General features: G+C 45.7%; 17 protein-coding genes. 1 reads left to right on the top strand and 16 read right to left on the bottom strand.

Annotated elements, in window-relative coordinates:
* The first annotated feature begins 125 nt into the window (after positions 1–125).
* Positions 126–1,124, top strand: a complete 999-nt coding sequence (locus QM657_RS11645; RefSeq protein WP_415066828.1) for a hypothetical protein — start codon at positions 126–128, stop codon at positions 1,122–1,124.
* A gap of 35 nt (positions 1,125–1,159) precedes the next feature.
* Here QM657_RS11645 and QM657_RS11640 read toward each other — a convergent pair whose 3' ends face one another.
* The 16 genes from QM657_RS11640 to QM657_RS11565 all read right to left on the bottom strand — a co-directional run bounded on the left by QM657_RS11640 (position 1,160) and on the right by QM657_RS11565 (position 17,007).
* Positions 1,160–2,164: a response regulator gene (locus tag QM657_RS11640; RefSeq protein ID WP_415066827.1), complete on the bottom strand. Its 1,005-nt coding sequence runs from the start codon at positions 2,162–2,164 to the stop codon at positions 1,160–1,162.
* Positions 2,149–3,495, bottom strand: a complete 1,347-nt coding sequence (locus tag QM657_RS11635; protein ID WP_415066826.1) for a PocR ligand-binding domain-containing protein — start codon at positions 3,493–3,495, stop codon at positions 2,149–2,151. The genes QM657_RS11640 and QM657_RS11635 overlap by 16 nt, the downstream gene beginning before the upstream one ends.
* 147 nt (positions 3,496–3,642) lie before the next feature.
* On the bottom strand, positions 3,643–4,758 hold the full coding sequence (locus QM657_RS11630; protein ID WP_415066825.1) for a 1-propanol dehydrogenase PduQ: 1,116 nt from the start codon (positions 4,756–4,758) through the stop codon (positions 3,643–3,645).
* Positions 4,759–4,790: 32 nt separating this feature from the next.
* Positions 4,791–6,194 (bottom strand): aldehyde dehydrogenase family protein, encoded by a 1,404-nt coding sequence (locus tag QM657_RS11625; RefSeq protein WP_415066824.1) that lies wholly within the window; start codon positions 6,192–6,194, stop codon positions 4,791–4,793.
* Positions 6,195–6,224: 30 nt separating this feature from the next.
* A complete protein-coding gene (gene eutJ, locus QM657_RS11620) occupies positions 6,225–7,043 on the bottom strand; it encodes an ethanolamine utilization protein EutJ (protein ID WP_415066823.1) in 819 nt (272 codons plus the stop codon).
* A gap of 24 nt (positions 7,044–7,067) precedes the next feature.
* A complete protein-coding gene (locus tag QM657_RS11615) occupies positions 7,068–7,706 on the bottom strand; it encodes a phosphate propanoyltransferase (RefSeq protein ID WP_415066822.1) in 639 nt (212 codons plus the stop codon).
* Positions 7,707–7,766: 60 nt separating this feature from the next.
* Positions 7,767–8,045: a propanediol utilization microcompartment protein PduA gene (gene pduA, locus QM657_RS11610; protein ID WP_415066821.1), complete on the bottom strand. Its 279-nt coding sequence runs from the start codon at positions 8,043–8,045 to the stop codon at positions 7,767–7,769.
* 31 nt (positions 8,046–8,076) lie between these two features.
* The gene (gene metK, locus QM657_RS11605; RefSeq protein ID WP_415066820.1) at positions 8,077–9,258 is read right to left on the bottom strand and encodes a methionine adenosyltransferase; all 1,182 of its coding nucleotides are present in this window, start codon (positions 9,256–9,258) and stop codon (positions 8,077–8,079) included.
* A 50-nt stretch (positions 9,259–9,308) separates the two neighbouring features.
* Entirely contained in the window at positions 9,309–10,631 is a 1,323-nt protein-coding gene (locus tag QM657_RS11600; protein ID WP_415066819.1) for an aldehyde dehydrogenase family protein, read from the bottom strand.
* A 47-nt stretch (positions 10,632–10,678) separates the two neighbouring features.
* A complete protein-coding gene (locus tag QM657_RS11595; RefSeq protein ID WP_415066818.1) occupies positions 10,679–10,942 on the bottom strand; it encodes a EutN/CcmL family microcompartment protein in 264 nt (87 codons plus the stop codon).
* A 35-nt stretch (positions 10,943–10,977) separates the two neighbouring features.
* Entirely contained in the window at positions 10,978–11,601 is a 624-nt protein-coding gene (locus QM657_RS11590) for a BMC domain-containing protein (RefSeq protein WP_415066817.1), read from the bottom strand.
* On the bottom strand, positions 11,598–12,341 hold the full coding sequence (locus tag QM657_RS11585; RefSeq protein ID WP_415066848.1) for a hypothetical protein: 744 nt from the start codon (positions 12,339–12,341) through the stop codon (positions 11,598–11,600). The genes QM657_RS11590 and QM657_RS11585 overlap by 4 nt, the downstream gene beginning before the upstream one ends.
* 72 nt (positions 12,342–12,413) lie before the next feature.
* Positions 12,414–12,692 carry a propanediol utilization microcompartment protein PduA gene (gene pduA, locus QM657_RS11580; protein ID WP_158377204.1) on the bottom strand — a complete coding sequence of 93 codons (279 nt, stop codon included), beginning with the start codon at positions 12,690–12,692 and terminating at the stop codon, positions 12,414–12,416.
* Positions 12,693–12,717: 25 nt separating this feature from the next.
* Positions 12,718–13,494, bottom strand: coding sequence for a propanediol utilization microcompartment protein PduB (pduB, locus tag QM657_RS11575; RefSeq protein WP_415066816.1), 777 nt, complete (start codon positions 13,492–13,494; stop codon positions 12,718–12,720).
* Positions 13,495–13,532: 38 nt separating this feature from the next.
* Complete coding sequence (locus QM657_RS11570) at positions 13,533–14,450, bottom strand: glycyl-radical enzyme activating protein (RefSeq protein WP_415066815.1); 918 nt, start codon at positions 14,448–14,450, stop codon at positions 13,533–13,535.
* A gap of 34 nt (positions 14,451–14,484) precedes the next feature.
* Complete coding sequence (locus QM657_RS11565; RefSeq protein ID WP_415066813.1) at positions 14,485–17,007, bottom strand: glycyl radical protein; 2,523 nt, start codon at positions 17,005–17,007, stop codon at positions 14,485–14,487.
* Positions 17,008–17,132: the final 125 nt, after the last annotated feature.

The following is a 17,132-nucleotide window of genomic DNA, read 5'->3' as shown; positions in this document are numbered from 1 at the left end:
CATGTTCTGTCAATGGTGTCGACGGATTTGCCCGGCAACCCATTGTTGTATTTACCAAAATATGGTATAATGCTGAGCAAGCCCTTTCCAATGGGCATGTAAAAACAGAAGGAAGGAACTACAGCATGAAAAAGATTCTAAGAGTTCTGACTGTTACAGCACTTCTGTCCATCTCCATGGCATCGGCCGCCTTTGCAGGAACCTGGAAGCAAAACGACCGCGGCTGGTGGTGGCAGGAAAAAGATAAAACCTATCCCTCATCCACCTGGGAATGGATCGATTCCGATGGGGACGGAATGGCGGAATGCTACTATTTTGATGAAAACGGTTATCTTCTAACCGGCACCACCACTCCCGACGGCTATACGGTAAACGAATCCGGCGCATGGGTTGATCAGGGTCTGGTCCGCCAGAGAGCCGCTGACCCCTTTACCGCCCAGGCAGTCAGCCAAAAAGGCAAAAAGCTTTATGAGGAGGCCAGCCAGAAGACTTCAAAGCTTCCCGGCCTGGATATGAACACCGACTTACATATGACCTTTTCCTACGAAGGACTGGAGCTTTCTGCTTCCGAGCGCACACAGCTAAAGTACCATGACTTAAACACGGCAAACATGGAATTTCTTTTCATAACCACTTCCAGCATGTTTGGCCTGGATATGACGGAAACCTCCTTTTACACCGGAGGCTGTTATTATACGGATGATTACGGAAAATATAAAATGTACATCGGGCCTCACGATATGATGGAATACCTCCCATTTAAGGAGCCCAGAGGAGAATTCGGAGTATTTCTTGACAATCTCCAGATTGCAGAGGATGAAGCGGGAAATAAAATCCTTTTATACTCAGCAGAAGCAAAAGATTTGGACAAGGACCTCAACAGTATTTACGGCGAGGAACTGCCCTCTCTTTCTGAATTTCAGTTCAGTCAGATAAACGGCAGAATCACAATCAACGCCGAAGGCTACATTTCCAATGAAACCCTCTCTCTTTATATGACCATGACCGAAGAGGGAGAAACCATGGGCGTATCCATGAACATCAACCAGAACTACAACAATCCGGGACAAGCCATATCCATTGAGTTTCCTTCCACAGAAGGGTACGAAGGGGTTGTATATTAGTCCAAAAGGGAAACCCGCAAAACGGGTTTCCCTTTTTAATTCCTTCGAATTTCACTTCTGTATTGTTTCACTGTCATGGATTCATGTTTTTTAAATACCTTGCTGAAATAACTGCTCTCATTATATCCAAGCTTAAACGCCACCTCAGCAATGCTTTCATCCGTAAAATAGAAGTATCCTTTTGCCAGATGCATTTTTTTAATGTGGATATATTCCATCACGCTCAACTGGAACTGTTCCCGGATAATGCGGCTTAAATACCCCTGGCTTATTGCACAGTTTTCAATAATTCCGTTCAGGGTAATATCCTCTTTGATATGCTTCTCTATATAAATAAATATATTTTCCAACAGGGGGTAACGGCTGATGCTGTTTTGGCGGAATAAATAATCAACCACCCGAAACAGCCATAACTCTGAAATCTTGCGTTCTGAAATCAGGGCCTCATTGATAGGGAATTCCTGCATGACACTTTGCTTGTTATCATAAATATTCCTCATATCCAGAAGATTCTGGCCTATGTAATTAAATATTTTGATCAGACGGGCCGAATCATTCCCTGTCATATCATAAACCTCATCGATGATATGCGGCAATCTGCTGTAAAACAGGTTGAAGTTATGATTTCTCACAAATTCTGCCAGTTCATACAGCTGGTTCTGAACGGAATCTTCATGTTCCGTTTTATAGTTATCAAGAATCTTTTTAATTACTTTGGCAGAAACAGGTTTTTCCAGCACATCTTTTACCGTTCCTTTGGTCATCCCTCTTATGAGGACATTGGAAGATGGACCGGTAAGCAGATAGATGATGGTTTCCGGACTGGACTGGTTAATCAGCCAGCTCGCTTCAATTCCGTTTATACCTGTCATCTGCATGTCCATGAATATGAGATGAACGGTGTTTTTCTTACAGGCTTTAACTGCAGCTTCTCCAGTTCCGACCATGTACGCCACCTGGAACTTCTCTTCCCTGGATATCATAATGTTAAATGCTTTTCGCATAAGCACATCATCTGTAGCAATTAAAACTCTGTACATACCTCTTCTTCCCTTTCTTCAAAGTGCTCTGGCCAGCGTATGATACATTTACGTCCTTTCCCGCGGGAATCTTCTATGATGATGTCATATCCGTCCCCAAATAACTGCTTCATCTTTTCCTGGGCATAATCCATTCCAAGCTTGATAAACGGGCCTTCATGATAATTTTTCAAAGCCTCAAATTTTATATCCAGCTCATTCTGAGTCAATCCGGAGCCTGTATCAGAAATCTCCAGCATGACATGGTTATTTTTTATGGAGCCGGTTATGGTAATCTTTCCGCCTTCATTCTTCAGCATAATTCCGTTGTAAAACGCATTCTGTACAAACGGCAAAAGAATCTGAGCCGGTATTCTCTGCATCTGCATCTCCTTGGGCACCTGAATGGAGTATTCCATCCGCTCACCAAGCTTCTTCTTTTTGATTGCCAGATAACGTTCTGCATGCTCAAGCTCTCCTGACAGATAAGTAAAGCTGGCCTGCTCCTCATAGCTGTACCGCACATAATCGGCGAGAGTATTTAAAAGTTCATTGGTCTGGGGAGCATCCTCAATGATAGATAAATTGAGCAGGGAGCCAATGGCATCCAGAAGATAATACGGATTGGATTGCATCTTCAGTTCCTGAAGCTGCCTGTTTTTCTGCTTTAAGTCTTTCAGATATTTCTGGCTTGTATTCTGCACTTTCTTGATCTTCTTTTTTAGAATGTCAGCCTGCATATACTGGCTCACTTCATTTTCACCCAACTGATTGATAACAAGAAAAACAAGATTCGCTATGTCTAAAAACTTCTCGTAAGAATACACCGGAATCTCTTCCATCAGCTTGATGTATTCTTCTGATTTCTCAGACTGGTTAAAATGCATGACAGACGCAAGCCTGCTGACAGAATCCGGGGCATCGTTGCAGCGAATCTGACCGCCAATAAATCCGCCCAGATAATGGCCTCTTACCACAATTGGGATAGCGACCTCCAGCAAACCACAGGGACAGAAATATACATTCGTCTTCTGGGTCACGGCTGCCTGGATGGAGCCGAATGCATCCGAAGATTTGCAGCGTTCCAGAGCGTGGGGGAAGGTTCTTATCTGTTGGCAAAAACGGGAAAAGTATGTCGCCTCCGTAATAGGTTCTCCGCGAAAGTCCACGGTAATAAAGGCCAGTCCGGTAGCTTTTGATAAGCTCTTTTGTATATTTTCCAATCTTTCCTTACCGAAAAGGTGGATGATATCTAAGTGATTGAAGTTCTCATCATTTTCATGGATCTGGTTGTCCATTTCCGAATAAAATAATGACTCCTCACCAAGAACCAAGTGATCAAATCTATCCATCTGAGCTCCTCCTTTGGCTTTCATATATAATATTACTATTTTCCACCTTCATTTTCAATTTCATTTTTATAAAATATATATAAAACAAAATCAGACTGCATTCATAAAATTGGAATCCAGTCTAATCTTGTTATTTAATTTAGGAGGTTAGTATACACTTTCTAATATCTCTTTGATTGCCCCTGTTCCGATCTCTCTGGGAGTGGTTTTCAGGCAGTTATCCATCAAAGCATTATCCACCATATTCTGCATCTGTTTATCGTAGTCTTCTTTTTTTATCCCCATACTTCTTATATTCTCAGGCATATTCATGCTTCTCATCAAAGTGGAGATTAATTCTTTCAGAACATTTACAGCAAGTTTTGGTGATTCATCCATACTGACCAACATTACCTTATATGCCAGAGCAGCATATTTTTTCCTGATATCCGAATTTTTGCAGTTATAGTCAATTACCTTATTAAGCAGGATTGCATTCGCCAGTCCATGGGGAATATGAAATGTTCCGCCTAATTGATGGGCAATGCTGTGGTTTACTCCCAGACCCGCTGTGTTAAATGCCATACCGGCCAGAGTTGAGGCCTCATGCATGAAAGTTCTGGATTCCAGATTCCTGCCATCGCAGTAGCAAGGCAGCAGGGCTTTTATCAAAAGCTCCACAGCCTTTTCCGACAGTGCATCCGAAAAGACATTGGCTCCCTTTGCCACATAAGCTTCCAAAGCATGAGTCAGTACGTCCATGCCTGTGTTAGCCGTCACAACCGGGGGAACTGTCAGAGTCAGCTTCGGGTCCAAAAGTGCCACATCCGCCAAAATGCCATCAGATGCAATCAGGTGCTTGCTTTTGTTCTCCGGATCTGTAATCACCGCTACAGACGTAACTTCTGAGCCCGTTCCGCTTGTGGTGGGGATGGTGATAAATTCAGGCTTTTCAATGAGGTTTCTGGCCTCTGCAAAGTAAATGATCCCTTTTGCAGTGTCTATGGCAGAACCGCCGCCAAAGCCTATGATTACATCGGGTTTTACCCTGCATGCCACATTCACACCCTCTCCCACCACCTGAATGGTTGGATCCGGTATGGCCCGATCAAAGGTTTCTATGACATTGCTGGAATCCAGAGCATCAATAATATAATTGACGCTCCCGTTTTCCATCATGAACTTATCACAGACAAGCAGTATTTTCCTTCTTCGTATTTTTCTTAAATACTCCATGGCATAGTGTCCACTGCACACTTTTGTTTTGATATATACATTCGACATATTTATGCCCCTTACCTTTGGCTGAGGTTTTTTTAGCGGATGCAGAATGCATCACTAAGTAAGCACCTGCGTTTGCGGCAAAATGACTTAGCAGAAGTGAGTCCTTCTCCGGTAGGTCCTGCAATCGTGAAAGAGGTATGGCCCTCGCCTCCGGCTCCCATACCTGCATATGACGGTGCATTTTTTACAAATATTGTGGTTTCTAAAAGCTTTGCCATCTTGCTGAGTTTCTCCACATTTTTAGAATGCATGACAGCGGTATGGCGGTTGCCCTGCTCTGCCTCATAGGCGTATTCAATAGCGGTATCCACATCTGCTGCTCTTACGATTGGCAGGATCGGCATCATCAGCTCTTCCCGGACCAGTAAATGCTCCTTAGGGACCTCCATAATAATCACTTTTATGCTGTTATCCACGTTAATTCCCATCTGCTCCAAAATATATTTTGCACTCTTTCCTACAAATGATGTCTTGGGCCCGCCTTTATCGGTGGTGACTAACTCAACCAGCTTTTTTACCATCTCCATATCAGTGATCTCAAACGCACCGTTTAACTTCATATTGTGAATCAGATAATCGCAGATAGAATCTACGGCAAAAACCTCTTTCTCGGCAATGCAGGGAACATTGTTATCAAAACTGCATCCATCGACGATATCCTTAGCGGCCTTTTCAATATCCGCTGTCTCATCCACTACTACAGGAGGATTTCCGGCTCCGGCTCCAATGGCTTTTTTTCCGGAGGAAAGGACAAGGCTGACGATGGCCGGACCGCCTGTTGCAACCAAAAGACGAATCCTGGGATTATGAATCATTTTGTTTGTATTTTCGATGGAAGGTTCCTCCACCATAGTGATTAAGCTGGCCGGTGCTCCCGCTTCCATCAATGCCTTATTGAGCATTTTCACAAGCATTTGAGAAACCTTCTTCGCTCTTGGGTGGGGGCTGAATACAACAGTATTTCCACCGGCAATCATGGAAATCGAATTGTTAATAATCGTTTCCGTAGGATTGGTGGTTGGGGTAATTGCACCGATGACACCAAAGGGACAGTACTCGGTAATGGTGATACCGCCATCTCCTGTCAATGCATCCGTAATCAAATCTTCTGTTCCAGGGGTCTTCTCTGCAGCTAGGATGTTCTTTCGCAGTTTGTGTTCATAATTGCCAATCCCTGTTTCCTCCACTGCAAATCTGGACAGCAGCTCTAAATTTTCCCGCTTCAGTGCGGTTTTGCGAATCACGTCCACATATTTCTGACGCTGTGAAATTTTTTCAACCAGCAGCTTTTTCTGTGCCGCCTCGGAAGCGGCTACGGCTTCATCCACGGTTTTAAATACGCCGTAACATTCTATTTCAGGCTCATGAAACAGCGCGGGCTTCTCTGTCTGAATTTCCTTTAAAGCCTGAGATACCAACTGCTCAATTACTCTCATATCTATTTCCAAGCTACCACACCTTCTTTTCTATATTGTTTTTGCATTCCAGGCAATCCCTAAAGGCGTAACGAGGAGTGAATCATTTGTCTTAACCGTAGTGATCCCCAACACCTTTTCAAAGGTGTTCTCAAATTCTGTAAAACAGCAGGCACCGCCTACAACATAAACCTTATCCACTCCGTAACCTGTCAGGAACTTTTTAACAATGGAAGCCATCTTTTCTACGACAGGCTTCACAATAGGAAAAACAGAAGTTTCTTTTGACAAGTCCTTTTTCAAAGTCTCAGCCTCTTCAATGGAAATGCCATAGTAGCCTGCCAATACCAGGGTCATATGGATTCCCCCTGTCGGTTCGTCAGCCGTAAAAATGACTTTTCCATCCTTTAAGATGCTGATGCCGGTGGTTCCGCCCCCCACATCCACTACGGCGCCATCCTGAATTCCCAGTATGTTTGCTGCTGCCGTCGGCTCATCAATGATGCCGGTCACATCAAAACCTGCTCCCTCCACTACGTTGGCAATACATCTCACATTTCCCTCCAGGATGCCAGGAGGGATAGCCGCCGCCGCAGTTGTCAGCTCCCTGCCTATGAGTTCTTCAACCTGGGCCTTTAATCTTCTGACCGTCTGTATGGCGCCGACGAAATCCACTACAATTCCATCTTTTACTACTTTAGACTCTGCAGTTGCTCCTGCAACAGGATGATTGGCCTCATCAGTCACAGCCAGTACGATATTGGCTGTTCCCAAATCGACTCCTGCTTTTAATGAGCCGGAAAAGGGATTGGATTTGCCTTCCTGTATTAACTCTGCAAATTCGGATAATACCTCATTGGTTATCAGCATATTTACTCCTCTTTTCCTCCCCGTTTATTTCTTCCTGATCATGACATAATCATTGTTGTCCAGCGCACATGCATTGGCCTCGTCCACATCTACATGCATCTCCAGACTATAGTCTTCCGATACTCTGATGAGCACATCACCGAATACACCGTAACGCTCCCCAAAGGTTTCCACCTCCACAAGGTCTTTGTCTTTTATGCCCAGAGCAGCGGCCTGTTCCGGCCGCATATGAATGTGGCGCAGGGCAATAATGGCACCCTGATGCAGAGGCACAGTTCCACTGGGACCGATCATTTCAAGCCCCGGCGTTCCTTCCAGATCACCGGATTCCCGTATGGGAGGCCGGACCCCAAGACGGAAGCTATCCGTCTTGGAAATCTCAATCTGGCTCTGTTTTCTGACCGGCCCTAATATTCTGACTCCTTCAAATTCCCCTTTAGGCCCCCGTATTGTCACCGTTTCATTGCAGGCATACTGCCCCGGCTGTTTTAGATCGCTTTTCTTTGTAAGCTGGAAGCCCTCACCAAACAGCGTTTCCAAATCCTTCTGGCTCACATGGACGTGGCGGTTGGAAACTCCGACAGGTATTTTAAAAGTATTGTATTCATTGACTTTTTCCATCACCCTTTGGGCAACCAGTCTGATTAATGCATCATTTAACATTGTGTAAAACCCCTTTTCGGAATTGGAACATTCAGCAGATTGTCAGCCTGCCGCCATGGACTATAATGACTTTGGTAAAATTTTCTCCACATCTGTGTGAGGTCTTGGAATCACATGCTGGGATACAACCTGACCTACATTGGAAGCTGCTGCCGCACCCGCATCTACAGAAGCCTTTACGGCTCCTACGTCGCCGCGCACCATAACAGTTACCAGCCCTGAACCGATTTTCTCGTATCCGATGAGAACGACGTTAGCTGCCTTTGTCATGGCATCCGCTGCCTCAATTGCTCCTACCAAACCTTTTGTTTCAACCATTCCCAATGCTTCATTTTGCATAATAATGTTCCTCCTGCTATCTTTTTTGTTTTTAATATGCTAATTGCTTTAACATCCATGCCTTATCAGTTTCTTCCCAGCGAAATCCCTGGTCTGTTCTTCCGAAATGGCCATAGGCTGCCGTTTTTAGAAACTGCGGTCTTCTTAAATCCAAATGCGCAATGATATCTGCCACGGAAAAAGAAAATACGTTGGCCACCAGACGCTCGATCTGGCGGTCCGGAATTTTTCCCGTTCCAAAGGTATTGATGGTCACTGCTTCCGGTTCTGTTCCGCCGATGACATAGGCAAGAGAAACCTCACAGCGCCTGGCAAGCTCTGCAGCAACAATATTCTTGGCTACATAACGGGCCATATACGCTGCGGAACGGTCTACCTTCGTGGAATCTTTTCCTGAAAATGCACCGCCTCCATGTTTTCCTACCGTTCCATATGTATCTACCATGATCTTCCGGCCTGTAAGGCCTGTGTCTCCTGCCGGTCCTCCGATGACAAAACGTCCGGTTGGATTTACATGGATTTTTGTCATGGGAGTGATCCAATTCGAATCAACGACTGGATCAATCACTGCACAGCGGATAAATGCTTCCAATATCTGATGGGGTATATCTTCCCCATGCTGTGTGGAAACCACAATGCTGTGGATGGAAACAGGTTCTCCATCTTCATCATATTTCATAGTCACCTGAGTTTTCCCATCCGGGAACAGAAACCCATTTCCCTGTTTCCTTCTGACATCCGCCAGCTGTTTTGCCAGACGGTTTGCCAAGTCGCAGGGCAGAGGCATCAGGCTCTTTGTTTCATCCACGGCATAACCATACATGATCCCTTGGTCCCCCCCGCCCAGGATCTCCTTTTTGCCCTCCGATTTTTTCGTAACTCCCATAGAAATGTCCGGAGACTGGTTATGAATATTGGTAAATATCATGCAGGTATCTGCATCAAATCCCTTGTTCTTTGTTGTATAGCCAATATTTCGGATGATTTCTCTGGCTTTGCTGACTACATCAATCTGAGCTTTGGAGGTAACCTCTCCCGCCAGCATCAGCGTATTGGCAGACACCATGGCTTCCACTGCCACGCGTGAGGTTTCATCCTGTTCCAGATAAGCATCCAGAATTCCATCTGAAATCTGATCACATATCTTATCAGGATGGCCCTCTGTCACGGATTCAGAAGTTACAAAATATGCTGTATTTTGTTCCTCTTTCATACCATATTCCTGCTTTCCTTATTATTGTCCATGCTTTTTGGACATAGGTTTTAACGGATTGAAAAACCGCTGGTCAGCGTACACCTTCTGCGGCGGGCGAAATGCCTGGCTGACGTAGTTCCTTCTCCGGTAGTGGTGGCTATGGTAAAGCTGGTATTTCCTTCTTTGTCAAAGCCAATTCCTAACAGCGACGGACCGTTTTTTACAAACACAGATGTCTGCATCAGTTTAGCAGCCCGGTTCAGCCGATCAATGGATTCTGAATGCAGCGTAGCCGTATGCTTATAGCCCTGCTCAATGTCAAGTGCCATCTCCAGCGCTTCATCAAAATCCCTGGCACGCACTAACGGCACCAACGGCATCAAAAGTTCCAGAGTTACAAATGGATGGGTTAACTCAGTTTCTGCCACAATGAGCTTTACACTGCTGTTGCAACGGATACCGGCACAATGGAGTATTTCATCAGCAGAACGCCCTTCCAGCCTCTTATTAATCACAAAATCTTCCGTCACCGTCACATGAAGAAGCTTTTGAATCTCCTCTTCATTCTTTACATAATAGACGCCATTCTTCAGAAGTTCAAAAATAAAGGAATCCGCTGCCTTTTCAACTACCACCATACTCTTTTCTGATGTGCACATTAAGTTGTTATCAAAGGAAGCCCCACGCACGATATCCCTGGCTGCTTTTGATAAATCAGCGGTCTCATCTACAATGGCAACCGGATTGGCCGGACCTGCGCCAATCACTTTCTTTCCTGATGTCATAGCCTGACGGAGAGAACTGCTGCCGCCTGTGCAGACGACCAGATCCACATCCGGATGGCTCATGACTTCTGCAGTAAACCCCATCAGGCTTTCATGAAGAGTCACCACCAGATTATCAATTCCGCATACACTGCGAATTGCATCACTGATCACGCCGGTAAGATACTGGGATACCTTAATTGCCCTTGGATGCGGGCAATGTATGATGCCGTTGCCTGCCGCCAGCATACCGATGGTATTGCTGATTAAAGTGGCACATGGATTGGTGCAGGGGTGGACGGCACATACAATACCAAAAGGTGATAACTCATACAAAGTCATACCGTGGTCTCCGGTATTCACTTCCGTAATCAAATCCTCGATGCCGGGCGTCTTTTCTATGGCAAGGCTTATTTTATTTATCTTATCCTGTACCACTCCCATATTTGTCTCAGCCACCGTCATCTCTGCAAGCTCTTTTATCAAGGGACGCAGTGCTGTTTTCACAGCTTCCAGAATTTCCTGACGCTCGTTCATACTCAGTTTAGTATACCTGTCACAGGCCCACTTTACCGCGGATACTGCATCAGTTACACTGGAATAAATACTGCTTTTCATGACAGACATTACCTCCTTTCCGAAACAATTTCTTATAAATAACCGTATATGGTACACTAAATGTCCATGGTGTCGATAATGCCTATAATTGCCATATCGATAACAGCTTCTTTCTTTCTCTTATCCACTCTGACACATGAGCCCTGGCCGACAAGAACCAGCTCGCCGATTCCTGCCCCTACATAGTCTACTGCCACTTCTTCTAAATCAATGAAATTGCCGTTTCCGTCAATCCGCCTGATAATCATCAGCTTATGTCCTACCAATGTCTCGTCTTTTCTTGTTGCCACAACGGTTCCAATAACTTTAGCCAATTTCATATTATGTTCCTTTCACCCAAAAACATGGTGTACCATTAATGATCGCCTTTCTCATGGCTTGTTTTTCTTGTTGATTTCTTTGCGGTGCCGGAAGCCTGTTTCTTCACTTCAGTTACCGGTTTTTCCGAGTCTTCCGTTAAAACGTCTTCCTCATCACTCTCTCCGTCCGGAATTTGATTCAGTAACTCCGGTGTTTCAGGTGCTTCTGGAATTTCAGATATTTCGGGTGTTTCCGATATTTCCAGCGTTCCCGGAATTTCAGGCGTTCCCGATATTTCGGGTGTTTCCAGTATTTCCGGTGCTTCCGCTATTCCTTCTTCCCTGTCACCCGGAAACTGTATAACCTCCTGCTCGGCTACTGGCAATGCAGACGGTGCAGGATCTTTCGGGCTGCAAAAAATTTGCTCCACATAATCAGAAGGGCGCGGAATCACTTTAGAACCTGCCAGTTTTCCGCAGGTACGGCCCATTTGACAGCCTGCATCAACCGCTGCCTTTACGGCTCCTACATCCCCCTGGATTTTAATGGCCATATAACCCAGCCCTTTTGAGTTTTCCATTTCTATTATCCGGACATTGGCTGCTTTTACCATAACATCGGCCACTAAAACCGCTGTGGACATACCGATAATTTCAACCAGTCCCAATGACTGCTTCATCCTTTCACCTCACAATCCTGCTCTTTTAAAACAATATTCAGGAATTTAGCCCTGTCTAGCGCTAAATCTGTCACAATGTCCCTGTGGTTGATCAACAGAACGCCGTTTACAGCCATCTGTTCAATATTAGAGGCTGTAATGACACGCTTTTTTTCCTCGTTCCTGCAAACTGCCGTATATTCGGTTCTTGGAACCGGCTGAGGAACCGCCTCTTCTCCGCCGCAGATCGTAATCCCGTATGTAAGGACTGTTCTGTAATAGGACAAAATCTGATTTTTATAAGCCTCCGGTTCTTTTCCGGAAAATCTGGCAAGGCCATTCCTGGCAAATACCACCTGGCTTCCGGCTTCCATGCAGGAGGCAATCCAATCTGTCTCATAGGTGTCTGTAATACAAAGAGCAGTCTTAACAACCACATCTCTTGGCACCACTGGAAGGACGGTAACGGTCTGATCCAAATCAAAGGGTTTTTCACAGGAGCGGTAAAGAATACCGCCGCACGATGGGTAAGCAAGGAGAATCTCCTCATATCCCTGTTCTTTCCAGGATAAGGGAATTACCGGGTACACCAGAAAATCCGGCGATTCAGTCATTTTTTTCAAATATGCAGGAAACCTGTCATCCCAATGAGAGGTACAAAGCATATAAATCTTTCTCTGCTTCCTTTTCAGTTTCTCTTCCGTTTCCAGTTCGGTCAGGATACGCTGCACAATTTCTCTTAAGCGTTCCTCACTTATCATTAACTTCACCTCATTTCAGAAGAAGCCCCTGCCCGACGGACAGAGGTTCTCCCGCTGCAATTGCTTGCTTTATTAGTCCAGATGAGGAATAATTTTTTCCACATCCGTATGAGGACGAGGAATTACATGGGTAGAAACTACTTCACCAATTGCTGCCGCTGAAGCTGCCCCTGCATCCGTAGCAGCCTTTACAGCTCCTACATCACCTCTGACCATTACAGTTACAAGGCCGGAACCGATTTTTTCATATCCGACTAACGTAACATTTGCTGCTTTTACCATGGCATCGGCTGCCTCGATGGCGCCAACCAGGCCTTTTGTCTCAACCATTCCCAATGCATCTGCATTCATAAAGGAACCTCCTTAATCTCAACTATTAAATGTACGGTGTTGTGCTGGATTTAGGAACATCTCCTAAAGCGCCCAGCATCTTCTTTCCTGCTTCGATGGCTGCCCTTACTGCCTGCCTTACGGCTCCGGAATCTCCGGTAAAGGTAAGGATAACCTCATTGGAATAACTGGTTCCGCCGCCCGGTGAGCAGTAGCCTACCACTTCAACGTTTGCCGCTTTTACTGCGATATCTGCCAGAACCGTACCGATAGCTGCCGGACCTGCACAGGTCATTCCAAATGCCTTTCCTACCGGTGCGCCAAGGGCTTTCTCCAGGCAGTAGCTGGCTCTTGCAGTGTACTGGAACTCCAGATGGCCTGCATCGTTTGCATAAACATCACCAAAATATTTCGGCAGAACAGAAAGTGCAATTTCAACTGCCCTTCTGGCGTCGGATACGTCATCAGCTCCTATGTAGATTAAGCTGCCGTGTCCTGCTCCGCCTTTGGTATCACGTGGAAGCTCCACAGAAATGATCTCTGTGTTTGTGGCTTTTACAGCCTCATCGACTGCCCAAATCTGGGGACCTGCTCCGGTTCTTCCGCCGATAATACCGATGGAACGGTATTTGCCTAATTTCATAACATCTACCAGCATCGGGTCAACACTTGCAATCACCAGACCAATGGTATCGCCAATGGCAGTTCCTACAAACTCTGTTAATCCCACAGCACCGCCGCAAACCGGTTTTTCCGGTTCCTGCTTGATGCCAAGTTCGCTGCTCACTTGTTTCATAACTTTTTCAATTAACTGCTGATCCATGATTTTCCTCCATTCTCAATATGGCTTAAATATAATTTTTATCCGCCTATGATGCATTGAAAGCCAAGGCTTTCTACAATTTTTTTACTTTCCTCCAAATCCTCAGACCTTAAAGGCTTTATATCCTTCAGCTCATAATCCTGGCCTAACAAGCCGTATTTATTCTCACCAAAGGAATGATAAGGCAGCAGGTGGATGATTCTGATTCCCATCAGTGTTTTTGCATACTCAGCAATGTCCTTAATTGCTTCTGCGGAAAAATTGAAGCCCGGCACAACCGGAATGCGAATGACTGTGTTGGATATCTGGCAGATACGGGGGGCATTTTTCTTGACGGATTCATTGTCCGCGCCGGTGAACTTCTTATGCTGTTCCCCGTCCATATGCTTAATATCAAGAAGAACTGTGTCAACATAAGGAATAACCGTTTCAATCGCTTCCTCTGTGCCGATTCCTGTGGTCTCTATTGCGGTGTTCCAGCCCTGAGCCTTGCAGGCCTTTAAAAGCTCTGCAGCAAATCCATGCTGGACCAGGGGTTCCCCGCCGGACAAGGTGATTCCGCCTCCCGACCTGCGGTAGGTAGTGGCATCCTTTTTCAATTCTTTCACAACTTGCTGGACCGTCATGGTCTTTCCCTTGACTACCAGTGCGCCAGACGGACATGCATTCACGCATTCGCCGCAGCCGCTGCAGATATCCCTGTCAATAAAGCCCTTATTTTCAGGGCTGATTGCCCCAATCTTGCAGGCCGTAATACAACGGCCGCAATGGATGCAATCAGCCTGCTTATACATAATTACAGGTTTTATATGCTGGGATTCCGGGTTGCTGCACCACTTACAGGATAACGGACAGCCCTTTAAAAATACGATGGTACGGATTCCCGGCCCGTCATGGAGGGAGAATCTTTGAATGTCAAACACTATTCCTGTCAGATTATAATTGATTGAATGCATGCTGACTCCCTTCCCTGTTGTTTATGAATATGGTTTAGAATTCCTGCTCTGTACGGCTGATAATGTCGTCCTGAACCTCTTTTGCCAATACAGTGAACTGGGCACTGTAGCCGGCAACACGCACTACCAGATCTTTATAATTCTCCGGATTTGCCTGAGCTTTCAACAGGGTCTCTTTATCGATTACGTTGAACTGTACATGCATACCCTTGTGGTCAAAATAGGAACGAACCACAGAGGAGAAACGGCGAAGACCTTCATCTCCGTCCAAAGCGGTAGGAAGGAATTTCTGGTTATACAGAGTACCGTTGGAATAATTCTCATGGTCTAATTTTGCTACGGACATGGCTGCCGCTGTCGGTCCGTTGGTATCCTTGCCCTGTCTTGGGGAAACACCGTCTGCCAGAGGTGTCTTAGCAAGTCTTCCATCCGGAAGAGCTCCAACATCTTTTCCGAACAATACGTTTGCGGATACGGGATAGCATCCTGCCTGGAACTGGCCGCCTCTTGGGTTTTTATATTTCTCTACTTCATAAGAGTAGATCTGTCCGCATCTTCTTGCAATCATATCCACTTCATCATCATCATTGCCAAACCAGGGAGTATTCTCAAGAATTCTCTTAACCTGGGCATAATCGGCATTTCCGCTTGCACAAGCTGTCTGCGGGCTGCTCAACTGAGCCTGAAGGTCTGCCAGATTAATAGAGCCGTTGTTGCTTAAAATTCTCTTAACAGCTTCATAAATCTTCGCTTCATCATCACATATGGTTGCCGTGCTGTTAGAAGCGCAGCCATAACCGAAGTTATTAGCCAGAGCATCTTTCAACTGTGCCATGGTGATTTCTTTGTTATCAAATACATGCTTCTTGATTGCACACAGGGAGTCTCCTGAGTCAGCAACGCCGAATGCCTGAGGTCCGGTGAAGTTATAGATAGCTCCGCCTTCCTGAACGCTGATACCTCTTCCGATACAGTCGTCCACAAGTGCAGACAGGAACGGAAGCGGTGCTCTCTCCGCATGGGCAAAGTCCACGCAGTTGTCAGCTTCTGCCAGGTGATATACGAAGTATTCCATCTGCTTCTGATAAGCCTCAAAAATATCTTCCAGACTGGTAAAGGAAGTGATCTCTCCCGTTACCGGCCCTAACTGCTTGTCGCCTGCCTTTCCATTGTTTAAGGTGATTTCAAGAACCTTGGCAATGTTGAAGAATGCGGCGTCATGCCAGCCTTCCGTCTTATGCGGACACTGAGGCTCTACGCAGCCGATGATACAGTAGCTTCTTGCATCTGCCAGAGAAACGCCTCTGTTACACAGGGCAGGAATGATAACCTCATCATTGTACATGGCCGGAACACCAAGGCCAAGTCTTGTGACTTCACACGCACGATACAGGAATTCGTCCGGGGTATTCTGGTGAACACGGATGGAGAAGGAAGGTGCCGGCAGTTTTACGTGGGCAACTGCTTCCATACACATATAAGACACATCGTTGGTTGCATCCAGACCGTCTTCCGTCTGTCCGCCTACGATCAGGTTCTGGAATACGGCATAGCCTGCAAATGCCTGAGCGGAAATCTCGTCACGTGTCTTATTTACATCGTTTAATTTAACCCAGATACAGTCAACCAGTTCCTGAGCGAATTCTTTGGAAACAGCTTTATCCATAGCCAGGTACGGATTCATGTACTGGTCAAAGCGTCCCGGAGAAATGGAGTGTCCATTTGCCTCAATCTGAAGCAGGATCTGCACAAACCAGAACGCCTGGCAGGCCTCATAGAAATTGGAAGCCCCTCTTTCCGGAACGCGGTCACAGTTTGCTGCGATCTGAAGCAGCTCTGCTTTTCTCTTAGGATCTGTACAGGTGGAAGCCATTTCTCTGGCCTTTGCTCCGTAGCGGTGTGCAAAATTAATTGCTGCCGTATATGTAATGACCAATGCTTCATAGAAGTTTTTCTTCTTAATATACTCAGGATCACTGGTATCCAGTTTCTCCATGGCCTCGATTACGCTTTTGATGATACCGGCAAAACCAATCTTTAAAACCTTGCCATAGTCAACGCATACGTGTCCGACACCGCCGTAGAAATAGTTGCCTACCGTAAATACGCCGTTGGCAATACAGTCCTTTGTCTCTTTTGACATATAGGAATCAGCCAAAGCACTGGTCGTCTTGCCTTCCCAATATTTAAACGCCTCTGCAAGCTCTTTTGCAGTCTCCTCAGGAATCTGGAAGGGGTCTGCAATGCGGCTTCCCATGGTCTTAAATTCTTTCTCTACCCAGTCATAAGAGAACTCAGGACAGATTTCTGTGGAGCGCAGATTCTTTGTAATTGCACCTACGATTAGCTCATCCGGATGAATCGTAACCGGCAGGCTGTTAAAAATTTTCTCTGCTGCTTTTGCACGCCTCATAATGGGAGACAGCCCTTCTGTCTCTTTGTAGGATTCCGTAACGAGCACCGCACGCTCAGACTCCACATAAGGGATAGCATCTACAATCGCTTTCTTTAAGCGTTTCACCCTCTCAGTTGGTTCTGTAAAACCTCTTGCAATCATGATAATCCTCCTTTACATTATATAAATATTTTAATTTACTCACTGCAAAATAGCCGGGCAGCAAATCTCTTATGGGCTCCATCATACCTTATTGAGCTCAACAGGGCTAAATAGAATTAAAACGT

Source organism: Lacrimispora sp., from assembly GCF_047605665.1.
In the GTDB taxonomy this organism is placed as follows: domain Bacteria; phylum Bacillota; class Clostridia; order Lachnospirales; family Lachnospiraceae; genus Lacrimispora.
Note: the sequence above shows the minus strand (reverse complement) of the source record. Positions and strands in the feature narration are given on the sequence as shown.

Excerpts from the sequence above, each read along its gene's own strand:
- QM657_RS11565 (WP_415066813.1), bottom strand. The coding sequence starts at position 17,007 with ATGATTGCAAGAGGTTTTACAGAACCAACTGAGAGGGTGAAACGCTTA.
- QM657_RS11585 (WP_415066848.1), bottom strand. The coding sequence starts at position 12,341 with ATGATAAGTGAGGAACGCTTAAGAGAAATTGTGCAGCGTATCCTGACC.
- QM657_RS11595 (WP_415066818.1), bottom strand. The coding sequence starts at position 10,942 with ATGAAATTGGCTAAAGTTATTGGAACCGTTGTGGCAACAAGAAAAGAC.
- pduB (WP_415066816.1), bottom strand. The coding sequence starts at position 13,494 with ATGGATCAGCAGTTAATTGAAAAAGTTATGAAACAAGTGAGCAGCGAA.
- QM657_RS11600 (WP_415066819.1), bottom strand. The coding sequence starts at position 10,631 with ATGTCTGTCATGAAAAGCAGTATTTATTCCAGTGTAACTGATGCAGTA.
- QM657_RS11630 (WP_415066825.1), bottom strand. The coding sequence starts at position 4,758 with ATGTCGAATGTATATATCAAAACAAAAGTGTGCAGTGGACACTATGCC.
- QM657_RS11615 (WP_415066822.1), bottom strand. The coding sequence starts at position 7,706 with ATGTTAAATGATGCATTAATCAGACTGGTTGCCCAAAGGGTGATGGAA.
- QM657_RS11635 (WP_415066826.1), bottom strand. The coding sequence starts at position 3,495 with ATGGATAGATTTGATCACTTGGTTCTTGGTGAGGAGTCATTATTTTAT.
- eutJ (WP_415066823.1), bottom strand. The coding sequence starts at position 7,043 with ATGCTGATAACCAATGAGGTATTATCCGAATTTGCAGAGTTAATACAG.
- QM657_RS11590 (WP_415066817.1), bottom strand. The coding sequence starts at position 11,601 with ATGAAGCAGTCATTGGGACTGGTTGAAATTATCGGTATGTCCACAGCG.
- QM657_RS11625 (WP_415066824.1), bottom strand. The coding sequence starts at position 6,194 with ATGAGAGTAATTGAGCAGTTGGTATCTCAGGCTTTAAAGGAAATTCAG.
- pduA (WP_158377204.1), bottom strand. The coding sequence starts at position 12,692 with ATGAATGCAGATGCATTGGGAATGGTTGAGACAAAAGGCCTGGTTGGC.
- QM657_RS11570 (WP_415066815.1), bottom strand. The coding sequence starts at position 14,450 with ATGCATTCAATCAATTATAATCTGACAGGAATAGTGTTTGACATTCAA.
- pduA (WP_415066821.1), bottom strand. The coding sequence starts at position 8,045 with ATGCAAAATGAAGCATTGGGAATGGTTGAAACAAAAGGTTTGGTAGGA.
- QM657_RS11645 (WP_415066828.1), top strand. The coding sequence starts at position 126 with ATGAAAAAGATTCTAAGAGTTCTGACTGTTACAGCACTTCTGTCCATC.
- metK (WP_415066820.1), bottom strand. The coding sequence starts at position 9,258 with ATGAAAGAGGAACAAAATACAGCATATTTTGTAACTTCTGAATCCGTG.
- QM657_RS11640 (WP_415066827.1), bottom strand. The coding sequence starts at position 2,164 with ATGTACAGAGTTTTAATTGCTACAGATGATGTGCTTATGCGAAAAGCA.